Below are 22,778 nucleotides of genomic sequence, written 5' to 3'. Positions count from 1 at the left end.
ATATTCGGGGTTCTAATTCAATATGAATAACGAAAGATTATCTATATAAATCAATATCTTGGTTTTAAGGGCATGGACTCATTAAAAAAACAGAGAGTGCAATAATATTTTTATTTTGAATAAGCTTTATGCAAAGTCAAAAAATTCATTCATTCGCATATTATTAAAAGAATGTGTATATGCATAAAACCATTTAAAAAGAACTCTGTTGTTTTTTATAAATTATCTTTAAGCTAAAAACAGATGCAACATTAAGATTGATATAATAGACTGGCTTCTTAACTGTATAAATATAAAAAGAGATGGTGTTGAGTAAGCTTTGTATTCTATCAAGTCCTCATCAAGAGATATCAAAACAAATGAGATGTCTTGTTAGAAAGAAATGACTATAACATCTAATGGCTTCTCAATATAGATATATATAGAGAGATCCATACGAGCATTTCTCACAAAGCAATGCTTCTCTTCATGAATGTGATCCATCATGTCTTATAAAGAAACTTTTTATGGAGACTTCGTGTTTGTGCATAGTTTTTTTCTCATAAAAATTATTTGACAAACATTTCATTGATTAATTTCTTTAAAAAAGCTTGTTATTTCATAGGTATCTTGGATATGGAGAGGTAATATCTAAAACTTGAAAATCCGCTCTCTCAATAGTTTTTACAAATAAGCCAAAGTGTAAAAAGCATCTCATAAAGCCTTTGCTATCATTATGAAGATGGACGCGTTACAATATAAACAGCAATCAACGATAATATAACCCCAGTGAATAAAGAAAACCATAAAGGAGGATGTATCATCAAGAAAAAGGATAAAAATCCTCCTGTCATACTCATCATTGCAAAAACTTTAACGAATGGAGAGATTGCTTTTTTTTCTTCCCATCGCTTAATAGGGGGACCGAAAATACGATGATTATTCAACCATTGATGAAAACGTGGAGAAGAACGCGTAAAACACCATGAGGCAACCAATAAAAAAGGCACAGTTGGCATAATAGGTAATACTACGCCGATAATACCTAATATAACCATTGCCCACCCTGCTATATAATAGCAGATACGCAAAGGGTGCGATATCTTCAAATCTTTTTTCATTTTCTCGTACTATTTTCCTCTACGCAAAACTCTACATAAAACACTGTACCTATTTTCTTATTGTTCAGATGTCTGAGCGCACAATCACTCTCTATCACTTCATGCGTAAGCATTTTTTCTGTCATAAGTTCCTTGAAAATACCGAATAGTTTACGCAATATGATAATCATTTTAAATGATTTCAAGAAATGAGAAAAAGTTTTAGAAAAAAATAAAAAGGCTGCAGAATAAATCAATGCAGCCTCTTAATTAAAATGCAGTCTTGGGGGGGGAGAATATACACTGCATTCAGTTGCTAGGCATTAGGAGGAAAATAACCTAGCGACCCAGTCTCTAACTAAAATAGGCACGAGAGACAATACATAAAAATGCATGGCTGATATGCAAGAATTTTATCATCTTAAAGTTTCTTGAACTGTATTTTGACGAAAGAAAATCATCATGAAAATAGCAATAAAAATCAATGTTAAGATTAACACAATTGTGGAAGCAGAATCAGAGCCGATAAATAAGCTGAGATAAATCCCTAAAAAACCAGAAAAAGCGGCAACAAGTATCGCGATTATTAACATAAAAGAAAATCGCTTCGTCGTAAGATAAGCAATTGCTCCCGGCGCTATTAATAAAGAAATAACAAGCACAATTCCAACAGCTTTCAAGGCCGCAACAATTGTAAGAGAAATCATTGTTAGAAGGGTATAGTGGAGTAGAGATATTGGCAATCCCATTGCACGACCTTGAATTGAATCAAAAATATACAGCATAAAGTCACGCCATTTTGCTCCTAAAATAAGAGTGACAACAATAGAAATAATTGCTGTCTGCGTAATATCAAGCCAGTTAACACCCAAGAGATTACCAAATAGAATATGATTCAAATCTAAGCTACTATAAATAGAGGTGGCTAAAACAAGCCCCAAACCAAACATTGAAGAAAAGACCACACCCATCACCGTGTCCTGTTTGATACGGCTATTGCTTCCTAAAAAACCCGTTAATAATGCACACACCATTCCTGCCACAAAAGCACCGCAAGTAATCAAAGTCATTGTAATATTCTCTGGACGCATATGCTGAACCCAAGCAAATGGCAAAGAAGTCAAAAATGCGATTACCCATGGTGTTGTCATATAACCAACAACAACACCGGGAAAAACTGCATGGGAAATGGCATCACCTAACAGTGCCCATCCTTTTAAGATAAGAAAGCAGGAAAGCATTGCCATTGGAACAGAAAGAATCATGACAATAAGCATACCCTTAAGCATAAAAGAAAATTGAAACGGAAGCAGTAATTGATCAATCATGATAATATCACACCCTTTTTTGCTGCATTTATACGTAAGCGTGCAGCAATAAACCCGTGTTTAGGAGCAAAAATAAAAGCCAAAATAAATAAAAATGCCTGAAAAAGTACCACAACCCCGCCTGTTTGCGCATTCAAAAAATAACTTACATAAACACCCAAGACACTTGTGAATGTTCCAATTATAACTGCAATAATCAAGACATTTACGAAACGATCACTTAAAAGATAGGCTGTTGCTCCAGGTGTCACGACAAGGCAAATGACCAAGAACGCTCCAACGGTTTGCATTGCAGCAACGGTACAAGCTGCCAGCAATGTGAAAAAGAGAATCTTTAAAAACTTTACGTTTAATCCAATGGCATGCGCATGCGTTTCATCAAATAATGAAACAAGAAGATCTTTCCATTTCAAAAGCAATATAAGCAAAGAAAAAAAGCCGATAAAAGCCAATTGTAGAATATCTGTTGAACTAACTGCTAAAATATTTCCTAAAACAATCGTATCAATATTAACAGCCATTGGTTTTAATGATTTGAGAAATAACCCAAAGGCAAAAAAGGAAGAAAAAATGAGCCCAATAATGGTATCTTCTTTAAGCTTTGTCCGATGGTTAAAAAAGAGCATTGCTGCTGCTGCAAGACCACCAGAAAAAAAAGCGCCAAGTGAAAAAGGTAACCCTAAAAGGTAAGCTCCTGCTACACCAGGAACAATCGAATGGGAAAGTGCATCACCAATCAATGACCAACCTTTTAACATCAAAAAAGCCGAAAGAAAGGCACAAACACACCCAACTAACCCAGAAACCCACATTGCATTCACCATATATTGATAGCTCAGTGGCTCAAGCAACCAAGAAATCATGCAACGTGCTCCACTCTTTCAATATCTTCACAAGCTGCAGACTGCTTTCTTCCCATGAAAACATCATTTTTTTTTGCGCTTTGAAGGTCAAAAATATGGTGGTGCAAAGATCCTCCAAAAGTTTTTTCCAGATTTTGCTTTGTAAAGATTTTTTCAGTTAATCCGGAAGCTAACACTGTTCCTTTTATTAAAACCGTATGATCACAAAATTCACGAACAGAACCCAAATTGTGAGTTGAAACCAAGATCACAGCTCCTTCTTTACGAAGATCTTGTAACAAAGCAATGATTTTATCTTCTGTTGTAACGTCAACCCCTGTAAACGGCTCATCTAATAAAATAGCTTTTGCTTTCTGTGCAAGAGCGCGTGCTAGGAAAACACGCTTTTTCTGTCCACCAGAAAGTTCTCCAATTTGGCGCTTGGCAAAAGCCAGCATATCAACACGTTCTAAGGCAATACGAACGGCTTCATAATCTTGTGTACGGGCATAGCGAAAGAAATTCATATGACCGTACCGCCCCATCAATACAACATCTTCAACCAAGACAGGAAAATTCCAATCAACATCTTCACTTTGAGGAACATAAGCAATAAGATTTTTTTTCAAAGCCACATCAACGGGCAAATCAAACATGCGAATTTTTCCCTTTGAGGGGCGTACAAACCCCATAATTGCTTTAAATAACGTTGACTTACCGGATCCATTAACACCAACCAATGCCGTAATAGAACCCTTTGGACTTTCAAAATTCACTTCGCGTAAAGCTGTATGTCCATTACGATAAGTTACCGTTACCCCTTGGGCAAATATTCCACATTCCGTCATTGGCTTTTTACTCCCTCTGCTAGAGCATTGCTAATACGCCCACTCGTGACACGTAATAAATCAATATAAGTGGGGACCTCACCATTTTTCTCACTCAGAGAATCAACATAGAGAACACCACCGTATTTAGCCCCTGTTTCTTTGGCAACCTGCTTAGCAGGCGCAGGGGAAATAGTGCTTTCAGAAAAAACTGCATGAATATTGTATTTGCGAACCATATCAATAACATGCTTGACCTGCTGTGGTGTTCCTTGTTGGTCAGCATTGATGGGCCATAAATAAAGTTCTTTTAGATCAAAATCACGTGCCAAATAGCTAAAAGCCCCTTCACTGGTCACAAGCCAACGCTTATCTTGCGGTACGGCTTCTAATTCAGCCCTAATTGGATCAATCGTTGCACGAATTTTCTGTTTATAAATTTCAGCATTCTGTTTATAAATTTCAGCATGTTCAGGATCATATTTTACAAAAGCATCGCGAATATTATCAACGTAAATCAAAGCAGAGGTCGGTGACATCCACGCATGAGGATTGGGTTTACCGCTAAAGGGGCCCTCACCAATTTTAATGGGTACAATACCTTTTGAAACAACAACACTTGGAACATCCTTGATATTTTGAAAAAACTTTTCAAACCAAAGCTCTAACTCTAAACCATTCCACAATACAAGGTTAGCTCCCTGAGCACGCATAAGATCGCGTGGGGTGGGTTGATATTCATGAATTTCCGCACCTGGTTTTGTAATGGATTCAACATCAGCGGCATCACCTGCTACATTGCGTGCCATATCAGCAATGATAGTGAATGTCGTAACAGCTTTAAATTTACCAGCACACAAAGCAAAATTGGGTGTAAAAAAAATAACACTTCCAAAAACTATGGTGAAAAACGTTCTTACGTTCATTGATTCTCTCTTTTCTTTATATGCCTTCTTTTTATTGCAAATAATTTGCATTATCATTTAGCAATAGCAGTTATCTTTTAAATTTGCAATGAAGGATTAAGAGAAAAAATAACTTTTCAAGATGTTTAAAAACAGTTTTTTTATATTGAAAAAATTGATAATTTAAGCAGCTTGTTTTACTAAAGAGATCCCCTTTCAAGAAGCTCTATAGCTCTTGAACGCCAAACAAAAAGGAGCACTCAAAAATGCTCCCACTTCATGTAAAATATCTTATAAAAAATGAGAATACTCAATAGCGCAAATATGCACCTGTCATTTTGGTAACATTATCCACGATCTTTGAGGCAAGCTTTTCTAAATCTTCATCTGTTAGAGTCCGTTCTATGGGCTGAATAGTTACTTCAATTGCAACAGATTTTTTATTTTCACCAAAGCTTAAATCTTCAAAAATATCAAAAACCTGCACTGAATGAATAAGTTTTTTATCAGCTCCACTTGCCGCCCGAATAATAAGAGAAGAGGCAACAGTTTTATCCGCTATAAAGGCAAAATCACGCCGCACCATTTGAAAAGGTAAGAGTTTCAAAGGAGGACGGCTTTTGGTCGTTTTTTTCTTTGATTCTGGAATTCGATCTAGAAAAATTTCAAAGCCGCATAAAGGGCCACTGACATCTAACTTTTCTAATGTAGCAGGATGAAAAACACCAAAAAAACCAAGAATAATCTTTGATCCAAGTTTTATGACACCTGAACGACCAGGATGATACCAATCCGGTGCTCCAACTTCAATCTGCACTTTCCCAACATCCATATCGCATGCTTCTAAAATAGCTAAAGCATCTGCTTTGGCATCAAAAACATCAACGACGGTTGCATTTCCATTCCAAAAACGCCCAGCCCCTTTAAATTGCTCTGTTCCGCGACGAATTCCACTAACAACACGGTGTTGTTTATCAGGGGTGTCGCCCTCATAAATACTTGAAACTTCAAACAAAGCAAGATCGGAAAAACCACGATCAGCATTTCTTTGTGCCGCCATAATCAAGCCAGGTAAAAGGGAAGGACGCATCATTGACATATCAGCAGCAATAGGATTAACTAATTTAAGCTCTTCTTGACCTCCTCCAAAAGCAAGAGCTTGATTTTCAGAAATAAAAGACCATGTCACCGCTTCTTTCATACCACGTTGCACTAGAGCCAAACGTGTAGCACGTGAACGAATTTGTGCGCATGTTAAAATTTGATCTTTTCCTTCTGCAAAGTTTTCCAAAGGAATAGGTTTAATTTTATCTAACCCATAAATTCTCATAACCTCTTCCACCAAATCGGCTTTACCCATAATATCAGGGCGCCATGATGGTACTTTTACCGTAACGACATCTCCTTTTCTTTCAACGAAAAATCCAAGTTTTGTTAAAATAGAGATGACTTTTTCAGGCTCTATTTCCAAATTTGTTAAACGTTTAATTTCAGAAAAAGGAAAAGCGATCTGTTTGATTTCTTGTTGTTGATAGCCGATGATCCTCTTCTTAGATACTTCACCACCACAAAGACGTAAGACCAATTCTGTTGCAATCTCAAGCCCTGTTTCTATAAAAGCTGGATCAACACCTCGTTCAAATCTATAACGTGCATCACTGATAAGACTTAATGCTCTTCCTGTTTGTGCAATGCTTTGCGCATCCCAAAGCGCCGATTCAATAATCACGCGATGTGTTGTTTCATCACAACTCGTTCTTTCACCGCCCATGATACCGGCAATCGAAACAACCCCCTCGTCATCTGCAATGACACAATTCTTAGCGCCCAGATGATAGACTTTTCCGTTCAGTGCTTGAAGCTGTTCTCCCTCACGAGCACAACGTACACACAAATTACCTTTAATTTTATCTGCATCAAAAACATGGAGTGGACGACCAAGGTCAAAACTGATGTAATTGGTCATATCAACAAGCGCATTAATCGGTCTCAAACCAATTGCATTCAAACGCTGTTGCATCCACTGTGGTGATTCGCCATTTTGAACATTGCGTACTTCACGCCAAGCGAAACCTAAACATAATGATGAACCTTGCGAAAAATCTAATGAAACATCGAGAGGTGTTTCAAAAGAAGGCTCAAATGTTGACAAAGATAATTCTTTTAATTTTCCCATTCCAGCGGCAGCAAGATCACGGGCAATACCGCGAACACCTGTACAATCGGAACGATTGGGGGTCAAGCCAATATCAATGATCGGATCATCTAAACCAGCATAAGCTGCAAATGAATCTCCAATAGGTGCATCTTCTGGAAGTTCGATAATTCCCTCATGTTCATTTGATAATTCAAGCTCCGCTTGCGAACACATCATCCCAAAACTTTCAACCCCGCGGATTTTTCCTACAGATAGTGTCACATCAAGTCCTGGGATATAAGTGCCTGGTAGTGCCAGAACACCAATAAGACCTGCACGTGCATTTGGTGCTCCACAGACAACTTGAACAGGTGTAGCAGTTCCTGTATCCACTGATAAAATTTGAAGTTTATCGGCATCAGGATGTTTTATTGCTGTTAAAACTTTTGCAATCACAAAACCTTTTAAAGAAGACCGATCATCAACGTGATCAACCTCAAGACCGATAGCGGTTAATTTTTCACAAATTTCATCTAAAGATGCATTTGTCTCTAAGTGATCTTTTAACCACGACAATGTAAATTTCATTTTAAAACCTCACATGAAAGCGATGACTAAGATCACACATTTCTATTAGGAAAAAAAGCAGGCATATCAAAGCAACGAAAGCCATAATGGTCTAACCAACGCAGATCAGCATCAAAAAAAGCCCGTAAATCAGGCATACCGTATTTCAACATGGCAATACGATCAATGCCCATTCCCCATGCAAAGCCTTGATATTCATCGGGATCTAAACCAACATTTTTCAACACATGAGGATGCACCATTCCGCATCCTAAAATTTCCAACCAATCCTGTCCTTCTCCGAACTTTACTTCTGAACCAGAACGATCACATTGAATATCCACTTCCATAGATGGCTCGGTAAAAGGGAAAAAAGAGGGACGAAAACGCATTTTTACAGAGGGAACTTCAAAAAATTCTTTACAAAAGGTTTCATGTAGCCACATCATATGGGCAATGGTGGAGGTTTTATCAATGACAAGACCCTCGACCTGATGGAACATGGGAGAATGCGTTGCATCCGAATCCATGCGGTAAGTTTTTCCAGGAATAATGATCCGTATCGGTGCTTTTTGTTTTTCTAGTGTGCGAATTTGTACAGGTGATGTATGGGTCCGCAATAATTTTCTCTCTCCCATTTTATCAACGTCAAAAAAGAATGTATCATGCATTTCACGCGCTGGATGCCCTTCAGGAAAATTTAATGCTGTAAAATTATAATAGTCTGTTTCAATATCTGGACCTTCTGCAAGAGAAAAACCCAACGTTGTATAAATGGCAATAATTTCCTCAATCACCTGTGAAATAGGATGAATACGCCCCCGTTCTATAGGAGAAGAACGAACAGGTAAGGTAACATCCACCGTTTCACGAGAAAGACGAGCATCCATTGCTTGTCTTTTTAGAAGATCACGCTTTTGCGCCCATAACTCTAAAATACGATTTTTTAATCCATTAAGAACAGGTCCAACTTTATGACGCTCGCTAGCCTCCATTTTTCCTAATTCTTTTAATTTTTCAGAGATGCTCCCCTTTTTCCCCAATGCTGCAATACGCACTGTTTCAAGTGCCTGTTCATCACTTGCAGCTTCTAAGGCTAAACAAATTTCTTGTTCCAAACGCTCAATATCGTTCATATTTTTGCCTATTTTTTTAATAAAAAAAAACCCGTACTCGCCATAGCCAGCACGGGACCTCGAATAAATAAATGCTTTAAGAGAACACGACTGGCTTACTTGACAGCGCCTTCAAAAGCATTAGGTGTTGTGTCTTTTAAATATTCTAAAGCTTTTTTTGCTGAAGCGACTAGAGCAGAAAATGCTTCTGCCTCATAGATTGCTATGTCTGAAAGAACTTTACGATCAACTTCAATACCGGCTTTTGATAAGCCATCAATAAAACGTCCATAAGTTAAACCTTCTGCACGAACAGCCGCATTAATTCTCTGAATCCACAAAGCACGGAAAGTACGCTTTCTATTTTTGCGGTCACGATAAGCATACTGCTTTGAACGATCAACTGCTGCTTTAGCAGCACGAATGGTATTTTTACGTCGACCATAAAAGCCTTCAGCTTGTTTAAGAACTTTTTTGTGCTTAGCGTGTGCTGTCACACCTCTTTTCACACGAGCCATATTATAATCTCCTCAAAATCAAAAGCGTAAGGTTTAAATACCATTCGGCAAATAATGCTGAATGACTTTTTTAGCATCTTGTTCACATAAAACCATTGTTCCACGTGCATCGCGAATAAATTTATTCGAACGCTTAATCATGCCGTGGCGCTTACCAGCAGCTGCTACTTTAATTTTGCCTGACGCAGTGATTTTAAACCGCTTTTTAGCGGATGATTTGGTCTTCATTTTGGGCATTTTGCTACTCCATACATTAGTTTATTCAATCAAACATCTATTCACTCAAGCGGACCAACGCTTGAACAAGCATTTAAACAGCCACGGCATGCCCTGCCGGGCGGTTCCAAAAATGTTCTCATAAGCTAGTATACACAAAATAGCAAGACTGTATTACAAAAAAATCGGAGCGCCATTACCTTGAATTTCAACCAGAGGTGCTGGGATAGCATTTGTTTTACTTGCGGCTTTACATAAATCGGCAATAATGCATTGCGCACATTTTGCTTGACGTGCTTGACAAATATAGCGTCCATGTAAAATTAACCAATGATGCGCATGACGAAGATAATAGATCGGTATAATCTTTAATAATTTTTCTTCGACAATCTCTGGTGTTTTGCCAGGCGCTAAACCAAGACGATTGCTTAAGCGAAAAATATGTGTATCTACTGCCAATGTAGGTTGACCAAAAGCAATATTCAAAACAACATTAGCCGTTTTTCGTCCCACTCCAGGAAGGGTCATAAGTGCTTCACGCGTATCAGGGACTTGACCGCCATATTGATTAATTAAACAGTTGCAAAGTGCATAAACATTGCGTGCTTTTGCTCGCCAAAGACCAATTGAACGGATATGAAGTGCTATTTCTTCTTCCCCTAATGCAACCATTTTTTCCGGTTGATCAGCAAGGCGAAATAATTCTTTTGTCGCTTTATTAACGCTTACATCTGTCGCTTGAGCTGAAAGTACAACTGCCACCAAAAGCGTAAAAATATTTGTATAGATAAGATCACTCTTAGGCGCTGGGCGTTGCACAGAAAAACGGCGAAATATTTCTGCAATTTCATCTTTATTATATAATATACCAGATAAATTTCGCGCTTTTGATAATTTTATGGTACGTTGAGTCATTGAACTCTCTTAATCTTCTCTCTTGAAGTTATCATTTACGCTCGCCATATGAGAGGAATGCAGCGAACACTTTGTATAGAGTTTGGTCAAGTAACGCCGCTTTTCAAAGAGGATACTCATGAATGACACATGTGACGCCTTTCTCCAATCCTTTTCTTTTAGGATTTGAAACCGTAGAAAAAACATTGCAACGTATCGGTAAAGCTGATGAAGCTTACCCAGCCTATAACATTGAACGTTTACATAAAAACGATGATGCAAATCATATCCGGATAACTTTGGCTGTTGCTGGATTTAAGATTAATCATCTTAATATTTTGCTCGATGATAATCAATTGGTTATTCATGGTAAACAAACAGACAACCAAAGTCATCAATATTTATATCGCGGTATAGCAGCGCGACAATTCCAGCGGATCTTTATTCTTGCGGAAGGGATGCACGTCGCAAATGCCGAGTTGAAAAATGGTCTTTTATCAATTAATCTGTATCAACCAAGATTAAAAAAAGAAATAAAACAGATTCCAATTAAAGTCAGTAGTGGTGAGTCATAAAAGTTAAGGCGTAAAGGAACCGTGAAATGGGAGAACATAAACAAAACTTATCGTTTCAGAACACAGCCTACTCTGATGCGGGACAGATTGCCTATTTAAAAAAAGTTTGTACAGATGACTTGGCTAAAAACTTTCCAGATCTTCCACCAATGACCCCAGGCATTACCATATGGGCTCTCTTTGGTGAAACAGGTTATCCTATCATTTTATCCGATGAACGCTCTATCGCTCTTGCTGGAGCCAATGAGCATGAACTACAAATTGTAACTCTGCACTAGATTTCCTTACGAGGAAAACGAAATCCTTTATAAATTCTATTCGTTTTTCTCATAAAGGGTATAATGATATAAGACATTGATTTATATTCATAATTAATTTTTACAACTGGAATGAGCCCCGAATATCATAGGGTCTTCTCATGTGAGATCTTCTTATATTGAAACAATTAAAGTCACTTGCTTGATGTCATAAGCAGGGAGAGCCATGTGGATAAAAACACTTGAAGAAAGGGATAAAAATATCTCTTTTTAATTGTCTTAATTGCCAAGGATTTCGCAACATTGGGGATGAAAAAATGTATGATGGTGTCAGTTTTCTTCTTCATAAGTGTGAAGATGTCCCTTATAGATTTATATTATTCACGGGGGCTGTTATACCATTCATAGGCGCTATCGTGAAATGGGCTCGAGTGCATTGAAAGATGTCTCTTTAAAATGAGTACATAAAGGCTATACAAGTGTATTTGTTTGGGGCGTTCTGTTTTTCCTAAGGGGCTAACTCTATTGAAGAGTGTGAAAAACAAAAGCATGAGACAGCGGCTCATCATTATTTAAAAGATATTACTATGGAAGCTTTTGAAAGGTGTAGAGCTGAATTGTAAGGAGATGATAGGTTTTAACTATTAGATCTTTATATTTTTTCCAAATTAGATTGTCTTTTTGTTTCAGAAATTACGCAAATAGATATACGCAATATAGCCATCAAATCTGGCATACAAAAATCTAGAACAGTTCATACTACACTGAATCGTCTTGACATTTTTCTCAAACATAGAGTTACGCAGGGATGGGATGTTGATTGATAAGGAATAGAAAAAACAAAAGCTTTATGAGGAAGTTTATGCAAATCTTTTAATTTTGTGCTTCAAATGCCTCAGTCCAAGGTATTTTTCTCTTTTGAATATTAAAGCTCTTGTTTTTATAATGAAGTTACAGCACAACAAGAAAAATGGAATTATTTGAGGGGAAAAAAATAATGCCTTCTTACCGTTCAAGAATATCGACTCACGGGCGTAATATGGCAGGAGCCCGCGGTCTTTGGCGTGCAACAGGGATGAAAGATGCAGATTTTGGTAAACCCATTATTGCGATTGCGAATTCTTTTACACAATTTGTACCAGGACATGTCCATTTAAAGGATCTTGGGCAATTGGTTGCACAACAGATAGCCGTTGCTGGTGGTGTTGCGAAAGAGTTTAACACTATTGCTGTAGATGATGGAATTGCGATGGGGCATGATGGAATGCTTTATTCTTTGCCTTCACGCGAAATTATTGCTGATTCTGTAGAGTATATGGTTAATGCACATTGTGCGGATGCACTTGTTTGTATTTCTAATTGTGACAAAATTACGCCTGGTATGTTAATGGCTGCTTTACGGTTGAATATTCCAACAATCTTTGTTTCAGGCGGTCCTATGGAAGCAGGTAAGATTAAATGGAAAGATCAAGATCTAATGGTTGATTTGGTTGATGCCATGGTCGCAGCAGCTTCAGAACAGAATTCAGAAGAAGAAGTTGCTGAAATGGAGCGCGCTGCTTGTCCTACATGTGGTTCTTGTTCAGGAATGTTTACGGCCAACTCTATGAATTGTTTAACGGAAGCATTGGGGCTTTCGCTTCCCGGAAATGGATCAATGCTAGCAACACATGCAGATCGACGGATGCTTTTTGAAGAAGCTGGAAAACAGATTGTTACATTGGTCAAGCGTTATTATGAAGAAGATGATGAAACAGTTTTGCCACGCTCTATTGCTTCACGCAAGGCTTTTGAAAATGCAATGACCGTTGATATTGCCATGGGAGGATCAACCAATACAGTACTGCATCTTTTAGCAGCGGCGCAAGAAGGTGAGGTGGATTTTACCATGACGGATATTGATCATCTTTCACGTCGTGTTCCTGTTTTATGCAAGGTTGCTCCTGCTGTTGCGAATGTGCATATGGAAGATGTTCATCGTGCCGGTGGTATTATGGGGCTTTTAGGCGAATTGGATGCGGCGGGACTCATTGATACGTCAACTTATACGGTTCATGCAAAAACGATGAAAGAAGCTCTGTACCGTTGGGATGTAAAACAAACCAATGAACCAACAGTTCGTGCATTTTATCGTGCTGCTCCAGGTGGCATTCCAACCCAAACCGCTTTTAGCCAATCTAGTCGCTATGAGACTCTTGATCTTGATCGTGAAAAAGGTGTGATTCGCGATAGGAAACATGCTTATTCACAAGATGGAGGATTGGCAGTTCTTTATGGAAATCTTGCAAAAGATGGCTGTATTGTAAAGACAGCAGGTGTTGATCAGTCAATTTTAACCTTTAAAGGTCCAGCAAGAATTTTTGAAAGCCAAGATTCAGCTGTTTCAGCTATATTAACGGATAAGATTAAAACAGGTGAAATTGTTTTAATCCGTTATGAAGGTCCTCGTGGTGGACCTGGAATGCAAGAAATGCTTTATCCAACGAGTTATCTCAAATCTAAAGGATTGGGCAAGGTTTGTGCACTTGTTACGGATGGACGTTTTTCAGGGGGGAGCTCAGGGCTCTCGATAGGACATATTTCACCAGAAGCTGCTGAAGGAGGAGAAATTGCGTTGGTAGAAGAGGGGGATATCATAGAAATTGATATTCCAAATCGTAGCATTCATATATTGGTTGATGACATTGAAATGAAGCAGCGTCGTGCTAAGATGGACGCAAAAGGAAAAGGTGCTTGGCAACCGGTTGAGAAGCGTCAGCGTAAAATTTCAAAGGCTCTCAAAGCTTATGCAGCGATGACCACATCTGCTTCAAAGGGTGCAGTTCGTAATATTTGATGAGATAAAGGATGCGTTTTAAGAGACATCTCTCAATGCTCCCAAGTTCATTTTATGATGGCATCCGTGAATGGTATAATGGTAGATTCCCCATCTTTACGCTTGAGAAGAAGCAAGCCGGCACCATCACACACTTTGCCAGCTCATGGATGTTGCTACAATCCTTGGGGTTCATAAGAGGCATTTGTATTATAGTTTTTCCCACACACTCATCCCGCTTGTGATGTGCAAGCAAGTGATTTTGATTGGTTTAAGATAAACAGGTTTAAAATGAAAGAATATTATTACGATATTTAGGGGGGGGCTAATTCAAGTTGAATAACGCTAAACTTTAATTATAAATCAATGTATTGATTTATAAAAGAAAGAGTGTCCTCTAAGAGATTTTTTGGTATCTTTTGTACGATATTCTAAGCGGATAAGTTTATGAGCTTATCAGGATATTTTGAATTATCGTAAGTATGATTAAAAGGCGATGCATAAAATTTATAAAAGCTGCTGCGGATTTTTTTAGTAGTTGTGTAAGACAGGTGAGGTCGTATCAAGCGCTTTTCATATCATATTCTAGTTTTATGCAAGGTTATAATCTCTTATTACTCATCTTATGAAAGATATTTATTGTACTGGTGATATTATTTTGTTGGGTTATAAAACACTGTCATTGAGGCGCGGGATATAAGAAAGCTTTCAACATTTAAGTGTTTTTAACGTGTGTTGTGAATATTCTTAGGCTTGTTTGTCAAGTCCTTGTGTAAGTTAATTACATGAGTGGGAAGCTTAAGAGGAAGCCGCTAGAATTGGGACTGTTTACAGATCAAATTCGAGTGGAAATCTTCGTCGTTTAAGGTTGGGAAGGATTTCAAAAGCTTTTTTTAGGAAAATAAAATGCAACTAGGATATCATTGATATACTTAATTATATGATTCATGTGGAAACAGTAAAAGAGTTCTTTATCATTTAAAATATAAAGAAAAGGCGTAATCTAGTGCACGTGAATTTATCATGCAAAAAGGGGTAGTATGATACACACAGACAGCTTTAAACCCAAGCTGTTGCTATGAGTAAGATAATATTGGGCGTGAAAAAGCGTAATTCATTAAACATGCATGTTGGCAAGGTGGAGGAGAATTCAAGATAATCGTTGCAAAAAATGATTGTCTTGTAAAAAGAATCGATGTGGATCAATTTTTTGTATAAGCGCCAAGATTGATCTAAGGAAATATGAAATATAATGCATAGGATTTTTCCTCTAGATGCATTCTACTTATCAAAATATATTGCGTAGAAAAGCAATAGGAATAAGGTAAACAAATATTTGTACCAAAACATATCAAAAAAGGACACTTTATTTCCTATTAAGAAAGCTTATTTAATAAAAAATAACATCTGTTTTCTATAGGGGGGTACTCTCTTCAAGCTGTTTGAGGTGGTAAATTGTTTCTAAAGCTTGCTTAGGAGAGAGTTCATCAGGATGGATATTTTTTAAAGCTTCGTGAAGAACACAATGTTTGTTTCTTTCTTCATTGACAGGAGATGTTGCTTTAAGAGAAAAGAGGGGTAAATCATCAATGAGTTTATGCCCTTTTCCAGCCATTTCACCTTGTTCTAGTTGATGGAGGACATCTGTCGCTCGTGTAATAACGGCTGGGGGAAGTCCAGCAAGCTTTGCAACTTGTACACCATAGGAACGGTCAGCAGCTCCTGGTATGACTTCATGAAGGAAAACCACATCACCATCCCAATTTTTGACTTTCATGGTTACATTATGCAGTCTATCAAGTTTTTCGGTAAGCGCAGTCATTTCATGAAAATGGGTAGCAAGAATAGCACGACAATGGTTAACTTCATGGAGATATTCAACGGCTGCCCAAGCAATAGATAGTCCATCAAAGGTTGATGTTCCACGTCCTATTTCATCAAGAATAACAAGGGAGTGGTGACTTGCATGGTTGAGAATCGTTGCTGTTTCAACCATTTCCATCATAAAGGTTGAGCGCCCTCGTGCAAGATCATCGGAAGCACCAACACGGCTAAACAGACGATCAACGACGCCAATATGCGCTGAAGTTGCTGGAACAAAGGACCCCATTTGTGCCATAATAGCAATGAGAGCATTTTGCCGCAAAAAAGTTGATTTTCCTCCCATATTAGGTCCAGTTAAAAGCCAGATTGCTGCATACTGTTGATTTTTTTGTACAGAGAGATCACAATTATTGGCAATAAAGGGTTCTGCGGCTTGTTTTCGGAGTGCTTGCTCGACGACAGGGTGGCGTCCTGCTGTAATATGAAAGGTCAGTGAATGATCAATTTTAGGGCGGCAATATCCTTGTTCTTCAGCAAGATGTGCTAGAGCGACAGAGACATCTAAAATGGCAAGTGCTTCAGAGGCTTTACGAATAAAGTCAACTTGTTCGGTAATTTCCTGAACGAGAATATCAAAGATTTCTAATTCAAGCGTCAATGCATGGTTGGCAGCATGGGCAATACGGCTTTCAAGGTCAGCAAGCTCTGTTGTTGTAAAACGCATAGCGTTTGCCATTGTTTGGCGATGAATAAAACGTGCTTTAGCCTGTGGATTATTTGTGAGAGCAGATGCTTGTGTACTGGTTACTTCAATGAAATAGCCTAGAATATTATTATGCTTTATTTTAAGTGTCTTAATATCTGTTTCTTGGGCATATTGCGCTTGAAGTTCAGCGATAACGCGGCGAGATTCGTCACGTAAAGCCCGCATTTCATCGAGTTCTTTATGATAATTGGAACGAATAAATCCCCCATCACGTTTAAGCAGTGGGAGATCATCAGCTAATGCTTGCTCTAAATGAATGTATAAAGCTGTGGGTAAGTTTGAGAATATCTGCTGTACATCACTTATTTCTTGAGGCAGGAGCTCATTATTAAGGAGTTGATGCAGTTCACGAATGATTTCAAAACCGCGTTGGATTGTCGCCATATCACGGGGTCCTCCTCGTCCAAGAGCCAAACGTGAAACGGCGCGGGGCATATCTGGTCCCCCTTTTAAAATAAGCTTTATCGCTTCTGCAAGAGAAGGATTACGTAGAAAAAAATCGATAGAATCCAAACGCGTATCAATCGCTGAAGGAGTGGTGAGGGGAGCAATAAGGCGGTCAATAAGAAGGCGTGACCCTCCTCCTGTTACAGTGCGATCAATAGCTTTTAATAAACTTCCATCCCGTTGACCTGATGTCGTACGAATAAGTTCAAGGCTTAGTCTGGTTGCAGCATCAATAAAAAGAGTCGCACTTTCATTTTGGCGCTCAGGCTGCATGAGGGGAGGACGATGCGTGATTTGTGTTTTTTCGATATAACGAATAGCCGCCACAATTGCAGAGAGTTCGGAACGTGAATAATCGGCAACACCCTCAAGAGTTGAGAGTTTAAAATAATTGCAAATATCGCGTTCAGCGGTGAGTGCATCAAAGAGACAAGCAGGTTGAGGTGAAACGATACGATCAAGAACATTAAAAAGCGATTTGTGAGATTTATCATGAAAAAAGGAATCAGCAACAATGATTTCTTGTGGATCCACACGCATAATATCTGCCAAAAGTTTTTCTTGGCGGCTTTCTGTTACACGAAATATGCCTGTTGAGATATCAATCCAAGAAAGAGCAAACTCTTCTCCATCACTGGTTTTTATACGGGAAAGCGTCATCAAATAATTTGCACGCGTTGGATCAAGGAGTTTTTCTTCTGTTATTGTTCCAGGTGTTACAAGACGAACAACATCACGCCGAACAACAGATTTTGAGCCACGTTTTTTCGCTTCAGCAGGATCTTCTATTTGTTCACAAACAGCAACGCGATAACCACAAGCAATTAGTTTTTGCAAATAATCATCTGCCGCATGAACGGGAACACCACACATAGGAATATCTTGTCCTAAATGTTTTCCGCGTGCTGTGAGTGTGATTCCTAAAGCCTGAGCAGCTTCAATTGCATCATTAAAAAATAATTCATAGAAATCCCCCATTCTATAAAAGAGAAGGGAATCGTGATTGATGGCTTTGATTTCTATGTACTGCTCCATCATAGGTGTAAGACGTTCTTGAGAGGAAGCAGATGAGGAGGCAGGCTGTGGAATTAAATTATTTTTATCGTTGTTTTTTTTATCCATTTTTATGTGGCCTGTTCCCTTTCAGTGAAGCTTTTAGTCTTTTTTTGTTTACTTCGATATTTATTTATCTCTAAATTGCAACGTATCATTAGATTTGCTAAGGCAAGAATAGCGATTTCTAACATATGAATCAAATTTAATGACTATACGCATTATCAAGCAAAATTTACACTGTTTTTGGAGAAAATAAAGTGAGATGAAAAAGAGCGAGAAGGATCAAAAAACACCTCAAGTGATTTATAGTGCTAGTGAGCGAGAAGCTCTTGATTTTCATAGTCGTGGTCGACCAGGAAAGCTTGAGATTGTTGCAACAAAGTCTATGGCAACACAACATGATTTAGCACTTGCTTATTCACCAGGTGTTGCGGTTCCAGTTAAGGCAATTGCTCAAAATCCAGCACTCGCTTACGATTATACAGCAAAAGGCAATCTTGTTGCTGTTATTTCAAATGGTACAGCTATTTTAGGGTTAGGCAATTTAGGTGCTCTTGCCTCTAAACCGGTCATGGAAGGCAAAGCAGTGCTGTTTAAGCGTTTTGCGGATATTGATTCCATTGATTTAGAAATTGATATAAATGATACGGAAAGTTTTATCAATTTGGTGCGTCATTTAGAACCTTCTTTTGGTGGAATCAATCTTGAAGACATTAAGGCACCTGAGTGCTTTATGATTGAAAGCCGCCTACGCGAGGTGATGAATATTCCTGTTTTTCACGATGATCAACATGGTACAGCGATTATTGTTGCTGCGGGTGTTCTCAATGCTTTGACTTTAACAGGGCGCGATATGCAAAATACGCGGTTAGTCTGTAATGGTGCTGGTTCTGCTGGGATTGCTTGTATTGAACTGATTAAAGCAATGGGCTTTCGTTCTGAAAATATCATATTATGTGATACAAAGGGTGTGGTCTATGAAGGTCGTAAAGAGGGAATGAATCAGTGGAAATCTGCGCATGCTATTCGAACGGATAAACGTACGCTTATGGAAGCAATGGAAGGAGCAGATATATTTTTCGGGGTTTCTGCTAAAGGTGCCCTTACCCCTGAAATGGTAAAATCCATGGCGCCGCAGCCGATCATTTTTGCTATGGCCAATCCCGATCCAGAAATTACGCCGGAAGAGGTTATGCAAGTGCGTCATGATGCTATTGTTGCAACAGGGCGTTCCGATTATCCAAATCAGATTAATAATGTTCTCTGTTTTCCTTATATATTTCGTGGTGCGCTTGATGTGCGTGCAACAGTTATTAATGAAGACATGAAGATTGCTGCGGCAAGGGCTCTTGCCGATTTAGCGCATGAGGAAGTACCTGACAGCGTTGCAGAAGCTTATCGTGGAAAGCGATTAAAATTTGGTCCTAATTATATCATTCCCGTTCCTTTTGATCCGCGTTTGTTCACAGTTGTTTCAATAGCGGTAGCAAAAGCAGCAATGGAAAGCGGTGTTGCACAAAAGAACATAGATGACTTAGAGGCCTATGAGCGCGATTTGAATGCGAGGCGTGATCCTACTTCTTCGATAATGCGTGGGGTTTATAACCATGTTCGTCAAGCGCCAAAACAAATTGTTTTTGCAGAAGGTGAAGAAGAACAAGTTATGCGGGCAGCCGTTTCTTATGTTCATCAAAAATTAGGACAAGCGATTTTGGTTGGTCGGGAAGAGCAAATAAGAGAAGCAGCAGTTATCGCTGGAATTGATTTGGAGCGTGAAGGTATTTCTATTATAAATGCCAAGCTTTCTTGCCGTACAGATGCTTATGCGAATTATCTTTATAAAAAGATGCAGCGTCAAGGCTGGCTATTGCGTGATTGTCATCGTCGTATCAATAATGATCGCAATTATTTTGCTGCGTGTATGGTGGCACTAGGAGATGCTGATGCAATGGTTACAGGAGTGACACGCAATTATGAAACAGCGTTGATCGATATACGTCGGGCAATTGATGAAAAACCAAAAGAACGATTGATTGGTATTTCAATGGCCATTTGCCGTGGCCGAACTGTGTTTATTGCCGATACAGCTGTTTATGAAAATCCTAATGCTGAAGAATTTGCTGATATAGCGGAACAAACAGCTTCATTTGTACGTGGATTTGGGTATCAACCACGGGTAGCATTTTTAGCATTTTCTACGTTTGGCTACATGAAAGGGCAGACGACGCAGCAAATTCAGGATGCGATTAATATTTTGCACGAACGCAAGGTTGATTTTGAGTTTGATGGAGAAATAAGCGCTGATGTGGCGCTCAATTCCAAATTGATGCAGCAATACCCATTTATGGGATTAACAGAGACTGCTAATATTTTAGTTATGCCTGGATATCACGCGTCTTCCATTGCCAGCAAAATGTTACAAGAACTTGGTGAAGCAACCATCATTGGTCCTATTTTAATTGGATTGGAAAAATCTGTCCAAATTGTACCATTTAGTGGAAGCGATACAGATGTTGTCAATATTGCAATGCTTGCGGCTTATCATGCCGCAAAAGCCGTCTAAAGGAAAAAAGCCCCTAATATACCAATATATATCAAGGGGCTTTTTGATAGCAAAAGAATAAACTTTTTAAGAGGGCTGTATTTGACTGTCTTTTTGTTCTTCAGCAAGACGCTTTTGGAAGAGTGCTGCAAAATCAATAGGATCAATCCACAAAGGTGGAAAACCACCATTTTGAGTAGCATCAGATATAATTTGTCGAGCAAATGGAAATAAAAGACGGGGACATTCAATAAAGACCAGAGGCATAACATGTTCTTGTGGAATATTTTTAAGGTGAAAAACACCACCGTAAATCAGCTCTACATGAAATAAGATTTCAGTATCATCATTAGCTTTGACGGAGAGAGACAAAACGACATCATAATTGTCATCACCAATTGGGTTGGCATTGACATTGATGTTGATATCAATTTGTGGTGATTTTTCACGCGCACGCAATGAATGAGGAGCGCCTGGATTCTCGAATGAGAAATCTTTTAAATATTGAGTTAATACAGCAAAAATCGTCTCTCCACCACTGTTGTTCATTTCACCTTCGGCCATGCTACAAACCTCTCTCATTATAATATGTACATTTATTTTAGATCTAAAGGTTGAACTGGTTATCACGCCTTACAGAAGGTTGCAAGGAATGCACTCTTTATCTTGAATATTTTTTTAGTTCGTTACAGATCTTTTAAGCATTTTAATGGTTATCATCATTTTTGCGCCATGGAGATTCTGTCGTATCATGAATTTTATAATCTTCTGCGTTAAGGTCAATTATTTTTTCAGAGTTATTTTTTCTTTTAGTACTTTGATTCATTTTGTTTTTTAATGATAAAAAGAAATGCCAAGCAACAGAGCGAATTGGTTTAATAAGAAGTAATATTCCCAAAAGATCAGTTACAAAGCCGGGAAGAATAAGTAAAATCGCACTGAACATAATGAAAGCATCATTAATAATATTATTTTCTAACGTGCGTCCTTGGATAAGTTCAGTTTGTATGTTTTTTAAAAGGCTAATCCCTTGAATTCGCAATAAAACAACCCCAACTATGGTTGTGAGAATAACCAAACTCAAAGTTGCCAAAATACCAATTTCTTGACCAACAAAGATAAAACTAGCGATCTCGATTAAAAGAATGCAAAGAAAAATAACAACAAAAAAACGAGGATTTATAGAATAAAGTTTTATCACATGAAAATTTCCTTCTGGGTGAGTAGGGGAGAAATTCTTAAGAGCACTCCGTTTAAATATAAAATCTATAAAAATATTTGAATGATAGGATTCCTTATTTTACATATTTATTGATAAATGGTATTGACTGCAATGTTTATTAGAGACTTAAGCTTTGGAGATTGATAGCGCCTATGGAATTTGACGTTATACTTGTCATAGCTCTTGTTGTTATGGTTGTTGTTTTTGTGCAACTCCGTAATGTATTAGGGAAACGAATTGGGTTTGAAAAGCCACCCTTTGATCCTTATTCACGACGTTCTAAAAAACAAGGTGAAGCAGAAACGGCTGATAATATTGTTTCGTTCCCTCATCAGAAAAATTCACAAAAAGACGACTTTAGTGAAATTGATAAAATTTCACCGGAGGGGAGTATTTTAAATAAAAATTTGCGGGAATTGCATAAAATTGATCCTCATTTTTCTCCTCAACTTTTTATAAAAGGTGCACAAATTGCGTATGAAATGATTGTAACAGCTTTTGCCAAAGGTGATCGCAATCAACTTAAAAGCTTGCTTTGTCAGGGTGTTTTTGAGAGCTTTTGTACGGCTATTGAGCAACGAGAAAAAAACAAAGAAAGAATAGAGTTTACTTTTGTTGGAATTAATAAGATTGAGTTTGTCGCGGCGGCAATACAAGAAAAAGACGAACTTTTAACGATACGTATTGTCAGTGAGATGATTTCTGTTACTTATAATGAACAGGGCGAGCGTATAGATGGTGATCCTGATGCTATTGTAGAGATTAGGGATATTTGGACTTTTGTTCGCAGTAGCTTATCATCAGATCCAAACTGGAAGCTTTTTGCTACAGAAGATGAAAATTAAA

18 protein-coding genes are annotated in these 22,778 nt (G+C 38.2%); 5 read left to right on the top strand and 13 right to left on the bottom strand.

The window, feature by feature from the left end:
• Positions 1-713: 713 nt before the first annotated feature.
• The 10 genes from ACFIMQ_RS00340 to nth all read right to left on the bottom strand — a co-directional run bounded on the left by ACFIMQ_RS00340 (position 714) and on the right by nth (position 10,449).
• Complete coding sequence (locus tag ACFIMQ_RS00340; protein WP_375615607.1) at positions 714-1,100, bottom strand: YbaN family protein; 387 nt, start codon at positions 1,098-1,100, stop codon at positions 714-716.
• Positions 1,101-1,495: 395 nt separating this feature from the next.
• Positions 1,496-2,407 carry a metal ABC transporter permease gene (locus tag ACFIMQ_RS00335; protein WP_375615606.1) on the bottom strand — a complete coding sequence of 304 codons (912 nt, stop codon included), beginning with the start codon at positions 2,405-2,407 and terminating at the stop codon, positions 1,496-1,498.
• Positions 2,404-3,270: a metal ABC transporter permease gene (locus ACFIMQ_RS00330; RefSeq protein WP_375606165.1), complete on the bottom strand. Its 867-nt coding sequence runs from the start codon at positions 3,268-3,270 to the stop codon at positions 2,404-2,406. The genes ACFIMQ_RS00335 and ACFIMQ_RS00330 overlap by 4 nt, the downstream gene beginning before the upstream one ends.
• Positions 3,267-4,097 carry a manganese/iron ABC transporter ATP-binding protein gene (locus ACFIMQ_RS00325; protein ID WP_375615605.1) on the bottom strand — a complete coding sequence of 277 codons (831 nt, stop codon included), beginning with the start codon at positions 4,095-4,097 and terminating at the stop codon, positions 3,267-3,269. The genes ACFIMQ_RS00330 and ACFIMQ_RS00325 overlap by 4 nt, the downstream gene beginning before the upstream one ends.
• Positions 4,094-5,002, bottom strand: coding sequence for a metal ABC transporter substrate-binding protein (locus ACFIMQ_RS00320; protein WP_375615604.1), 909 nt, complete (start codon positions 5,000-5,002; stop codon positions 4,094-4,096). The genes ACFIMQ_RS00325 and ACFIMQ_RS00320 overlap by 4 nt, the downstream gene beginning before the upstream one ends.
• A 289-nt stretch (positions 5,003-5,291) precedes the next feature.
• Complete coding sequence (pheT, locus tag ACFIMQ_RS00315) at positions 5,292-7,706, bottom strand: phenylalanine--tRNA ligase subunit beta (RefSeq protein ID WP_375615603.1); 2,415 nt, start codon at positions 7,704-7,706, stop codon at positions 5,292-5,294.
• 32 nt (positions 7,707-7,738) lie between these two features.
• Positions 7,739-8,821: a phenylalanine--tRNA ligase subunit alpha gene (pheS, locus tag ACFIMQ_RS00310; RefSeq protein ID WP_375703160.1), complete on the bottom strand. Its 1,083-nt coding sequence runs from the start codon at positions 8,819-8,821 to the stop codon at positions 7,739-7,741.
• 95 nt (positions 8,822-8,916) lie between these two features.
• The gene (gene rplT, locus ACFIMQ_RS00305) at positions 8,917-9,318 is read right to left on the bottom strand and encodes a 50S ribosomal protein L20 (protein WP_012230420.1); all 402 of its coding nucleotides are present in this window, start codon (positions 9,316-9,318) and stop codon (positions 8,917-8,919) included.
• A gap of 33 nt (positions 9,319-9,351) precedes the next feature.
• Entirely contained in the window at positions 9,352-9,555 is a 204-nt protein-coding gene (gene rpmI, locus ACFIMQ_RS00300; protein WP_183193590.1) for a 50S ribosomal protein L35, read from the bottom strand.
• Between the two features lie 153 nt (positions 9,556-9,708).
• Positions 9,709-10,449, bottom strand: coding sequence for an endonuclease III (gene nth / locus ACFIMQ_RS00295; RefSeq protein WP_375703159.1), 741 nt, complete (start codon positions 10,447-10,449; stop codon positions 9,709-9,711).
• A 122-nt stretch (positions 10,450-10,571) separates the two neighbouring features.
• Here nth and ACFIMQ_RS00290 point away from each other — a divergent pair, with 122 nt between their 5' ends.
• From ACFIMQ_RS00290 to ilvD, 3 genes are all read left to right on the top strand, one after another.
• A complete protein-coding gene (locus tag ACFIMQ_RS00290) occupies positions 10,572-11,003 on the top strand; it encodes an Hsp20 family protein (RefSeq protein WP_375615600.1) in 432 nt (143 codons plus the stop codon).
• Positions 11,004-11,029: 26 nt separating this feature from the next.
• Positions 11,030-11,281 carry a DUF1150 family protein gene (locus tag ACFIMQ_RS00285; protein WP_375606172.1) on the top strand — a complete coding sequence of 84 codons (252 nt, stop codon included), beginning with the start codon at positions 11,030-11,032 and terminating at the stop codon, positions 11,279-11,281.
• A 976-nt stretch (positions 11,282-12,257) separates the two neighbouring features.
• Positions 12,258-14,096 carry a dihydroxy-acid dehydratase gene (ilvD, locus tag ACFIMQ_RS00280; protein WP_375703158.1) on the top strand — a complete coding sequence of 613 codons (1,839 nt, stop codon included), beginning with the start codon at positions 12,258-12,260 and terminating at the stop codon, positions 14,094-14,096.
• 1,393 nt (positions 14,097-15,489) lie between these two features.
• On the opposite strand, the gene mutS is transcribed toward ilvD, so the two are convergent.
• The gene (gene mutS, locus ACFIMQ_RS00275; RefSeq protein WP_375703157.1) at positions 15,490-18,234 is read right to left on the bottom strand and encodes a DNA mismatch repair protein MutS; all 2,745 of its coding nucleotides are present in this window, start codon (positions 18,232-18,234) and stop codon (positions 15,490-15,492) included.
• A 196-nt stretch (positions 18,235-18,430) separates the two neighbouring features.
• Here mutS and ACFIMQ_RS00270 point away from each other — a divergent pair, with 196 nt between their 5' ends.
• Positions 18,431-20,731: an NADP-dependent malic enzyme gene (locus tag ACFIMQ_RS00270; RefSeq protein WP_375703156.1), complete on the top strand. Its 2,301-nt coding sequence runs from the start codon at positions 18,431-18,433 to the stop codon at positions 20,729-20,731.
• 66 nt (positions 20,732-20,797) lie between these two features.
• Here the strand turns inward: ACFIMQ_RS00270 and secB are convergent, their stop codons facing one another.
• Together secB and ACFIMQ_RS00260 are read right to left on the bottom strand one after the other, a co-directional pair.
• Positions 20,798-21,274, bottom strand: coding sequence for a protein-export chaperone SecB (gene secB, locus ACFIMQ_RS00265; RefSeq protein WP_375615596.1), 477 nt, complete (start codon positions 21,272-21,274; stop codon positions 20,798-20,800).
• A 142-nt stretch (positions 21,275-21,416) separates the two neighbouring features.
• The gene (locus ACFIMQ_RS00260; protein ID WP_375615595.1) at positions 21,417-21,911 is read right to left on the bottom strand and encodes an FxsA family protein; all 495 of its coding nucleotides are present in this window, start codon (positions 21,909-21,911) and stop codon (positions 21,417-21,419) included.
• A gap of 173 nt (positions 21,912-22,084) precedes the next feature.
• Here ACFIMQ_RS00260 and ACFIMQ_RS00255 point away from each other — a divergent pair, with 173 nt between their 5' ends.
• A complete protein-coding gene (locus tag ACFIMQ_RS00255) occupies positions 22,085-22,777 on the top strand; it encodes a Tim44/TimA family putative adaptor protein (RefSeq protein ID WP_375615594.1) in 693 nt (230 codons plus the stop codon).
• Position 22,778 lies beyond the last annotated feature (1 nt).

The organism is Bartonella sp. AD13SXNS, from assembly GCF_042196465.1.
GTDB lineage: Bacteria > Pseudomonadota > Alphaproteobacteria > Rhizobiales > Rhizobiaceae > Bartonella.
Note: the sequence above shows the minus strand (reverse complement) of the source record. Positions and strands in the feature narration are given on the sequence as shown.

Excerpts from the sequence above, each read along its gene's own strand:
- ACFIMQ_RS00340 (WP_375615607.1), bottom strand. The coding sequence starts at position 1,100 with ATGAAAAAAGATTTGAAGATATCGCACCCTTTGCGTATCTGCTATTAT.
- ACFIMQ_RS00335 (WP_375615606.1), bottom strand. The coding sequence starts at position 2,407 with ATGATTGATCAATTACTGCTTCCGTTTCAATTTTCTTTTATGCTTAAG.
- ACFIMQ_RS00330 (WP_375606165.1), bottom strand. The coding sequence starts at position 3,270 with ATGATTTCTTGGTTGCTTGAGCCACTGAGCTATCAATATATGGTGAAT.
- ACFIMQ_RS00325 (WP_375615605.1), bottom strand. The coding sequence starts at position 4,097 with ATGACGGAATGTGGAATATTTGCCCAAGGGGTAACGGTAACTTATCGT.
- ACFIMQ_RS00320 (WP_375615604.1), bottom strand. The coding sequence starts at position 5,002 with ATGAACGTAAGAACGTTTTTCACCATAGTTTTTGGAAGTGTTATTTTT.
- pheT (WP_375615603.1), bottom strand. The coding sequence starts at position 7,706 with ATGAAATTTACATTGTCGTGGTTAAAAGATCACTTAGAGACAAATGCA.
- pheS (WP_375703160.1), bottom strand. The coding sequence starts at position 8,821 with ATGAACGATATTGAGCGTTTGGAACAAGAAATTTGTTTAGCCTTAGAA.
- rplT (WP_012230420.1), bottom strand. The coding sequence starts at position 9,318 with ATGGCTCGTGTGAAAAGAGGTGTGACAGCACACGCTAAGCACAAAAAA.
- rpmI (WP_183193590.1), bottom strand. The coding sequence starts at position 9,555 with ATGCCCAAAATGAAGACCAAATCATCCGCTAAAAAGCGGTTTAAAATC.
- nth (WP_375703159.1), bottom strand. The coding sequence starts at position 10,449 with ATGACTCAACGTACCATAAAATTATCAAAAGCGCGAAATTTATCTGGT.
- ACFIMQ_RS00290 (WP_375615600.1), top strand. The coding sequence starts at position 10,572 with ATGACACATGTGACGCCTTTCTCCAATCCTTTTCTTTTAGGATTTGAA.
- ACFIMQ_RS00285 (WP_375606172.1), top strand. The coding sequence starts at position 11,030 with ATGGGAGAACATAAACAAAACTTATCGTTTCAGAACACAGCCTACTCT.
- ilvD (WP_375703158.1), top strand. The coding sequence starts at position 12,258 with ATGCCTTCTTACCGTTCAAGAATATCGACTCACGGGCGTAATATGGCA.
- mutS (WP_375703157.1), bottom strand. The coding sequence starts at position 18,234 with ATGGATAAAAAAAACAACGATAAAAATAATTTAATTCCACAGCCTGCC.
- ACFIMQ_RS00270 (WP_375703156.1), top strand. The coding sequence starts at position 18,431 with ATGAAAAAGAGCGAGAAGGATCAAAAAACACCTCAAGTGATTTATAGT.
- secB (WP_375615596.1), bottom strand. The coding sequence starts at position 21,274 with ATGGCCGAAGGTGAAATGAACAACAGTGGTGGAGAGACGATTTTTGCT.
- ACFIMQ_RS00255 (WP_375615594.1), top strand. The coding sequence starts at position 22,085 with ATGGAATTTGACGTTATACTTGTCATAGCTCTTGTTGTTATGGTTGTT.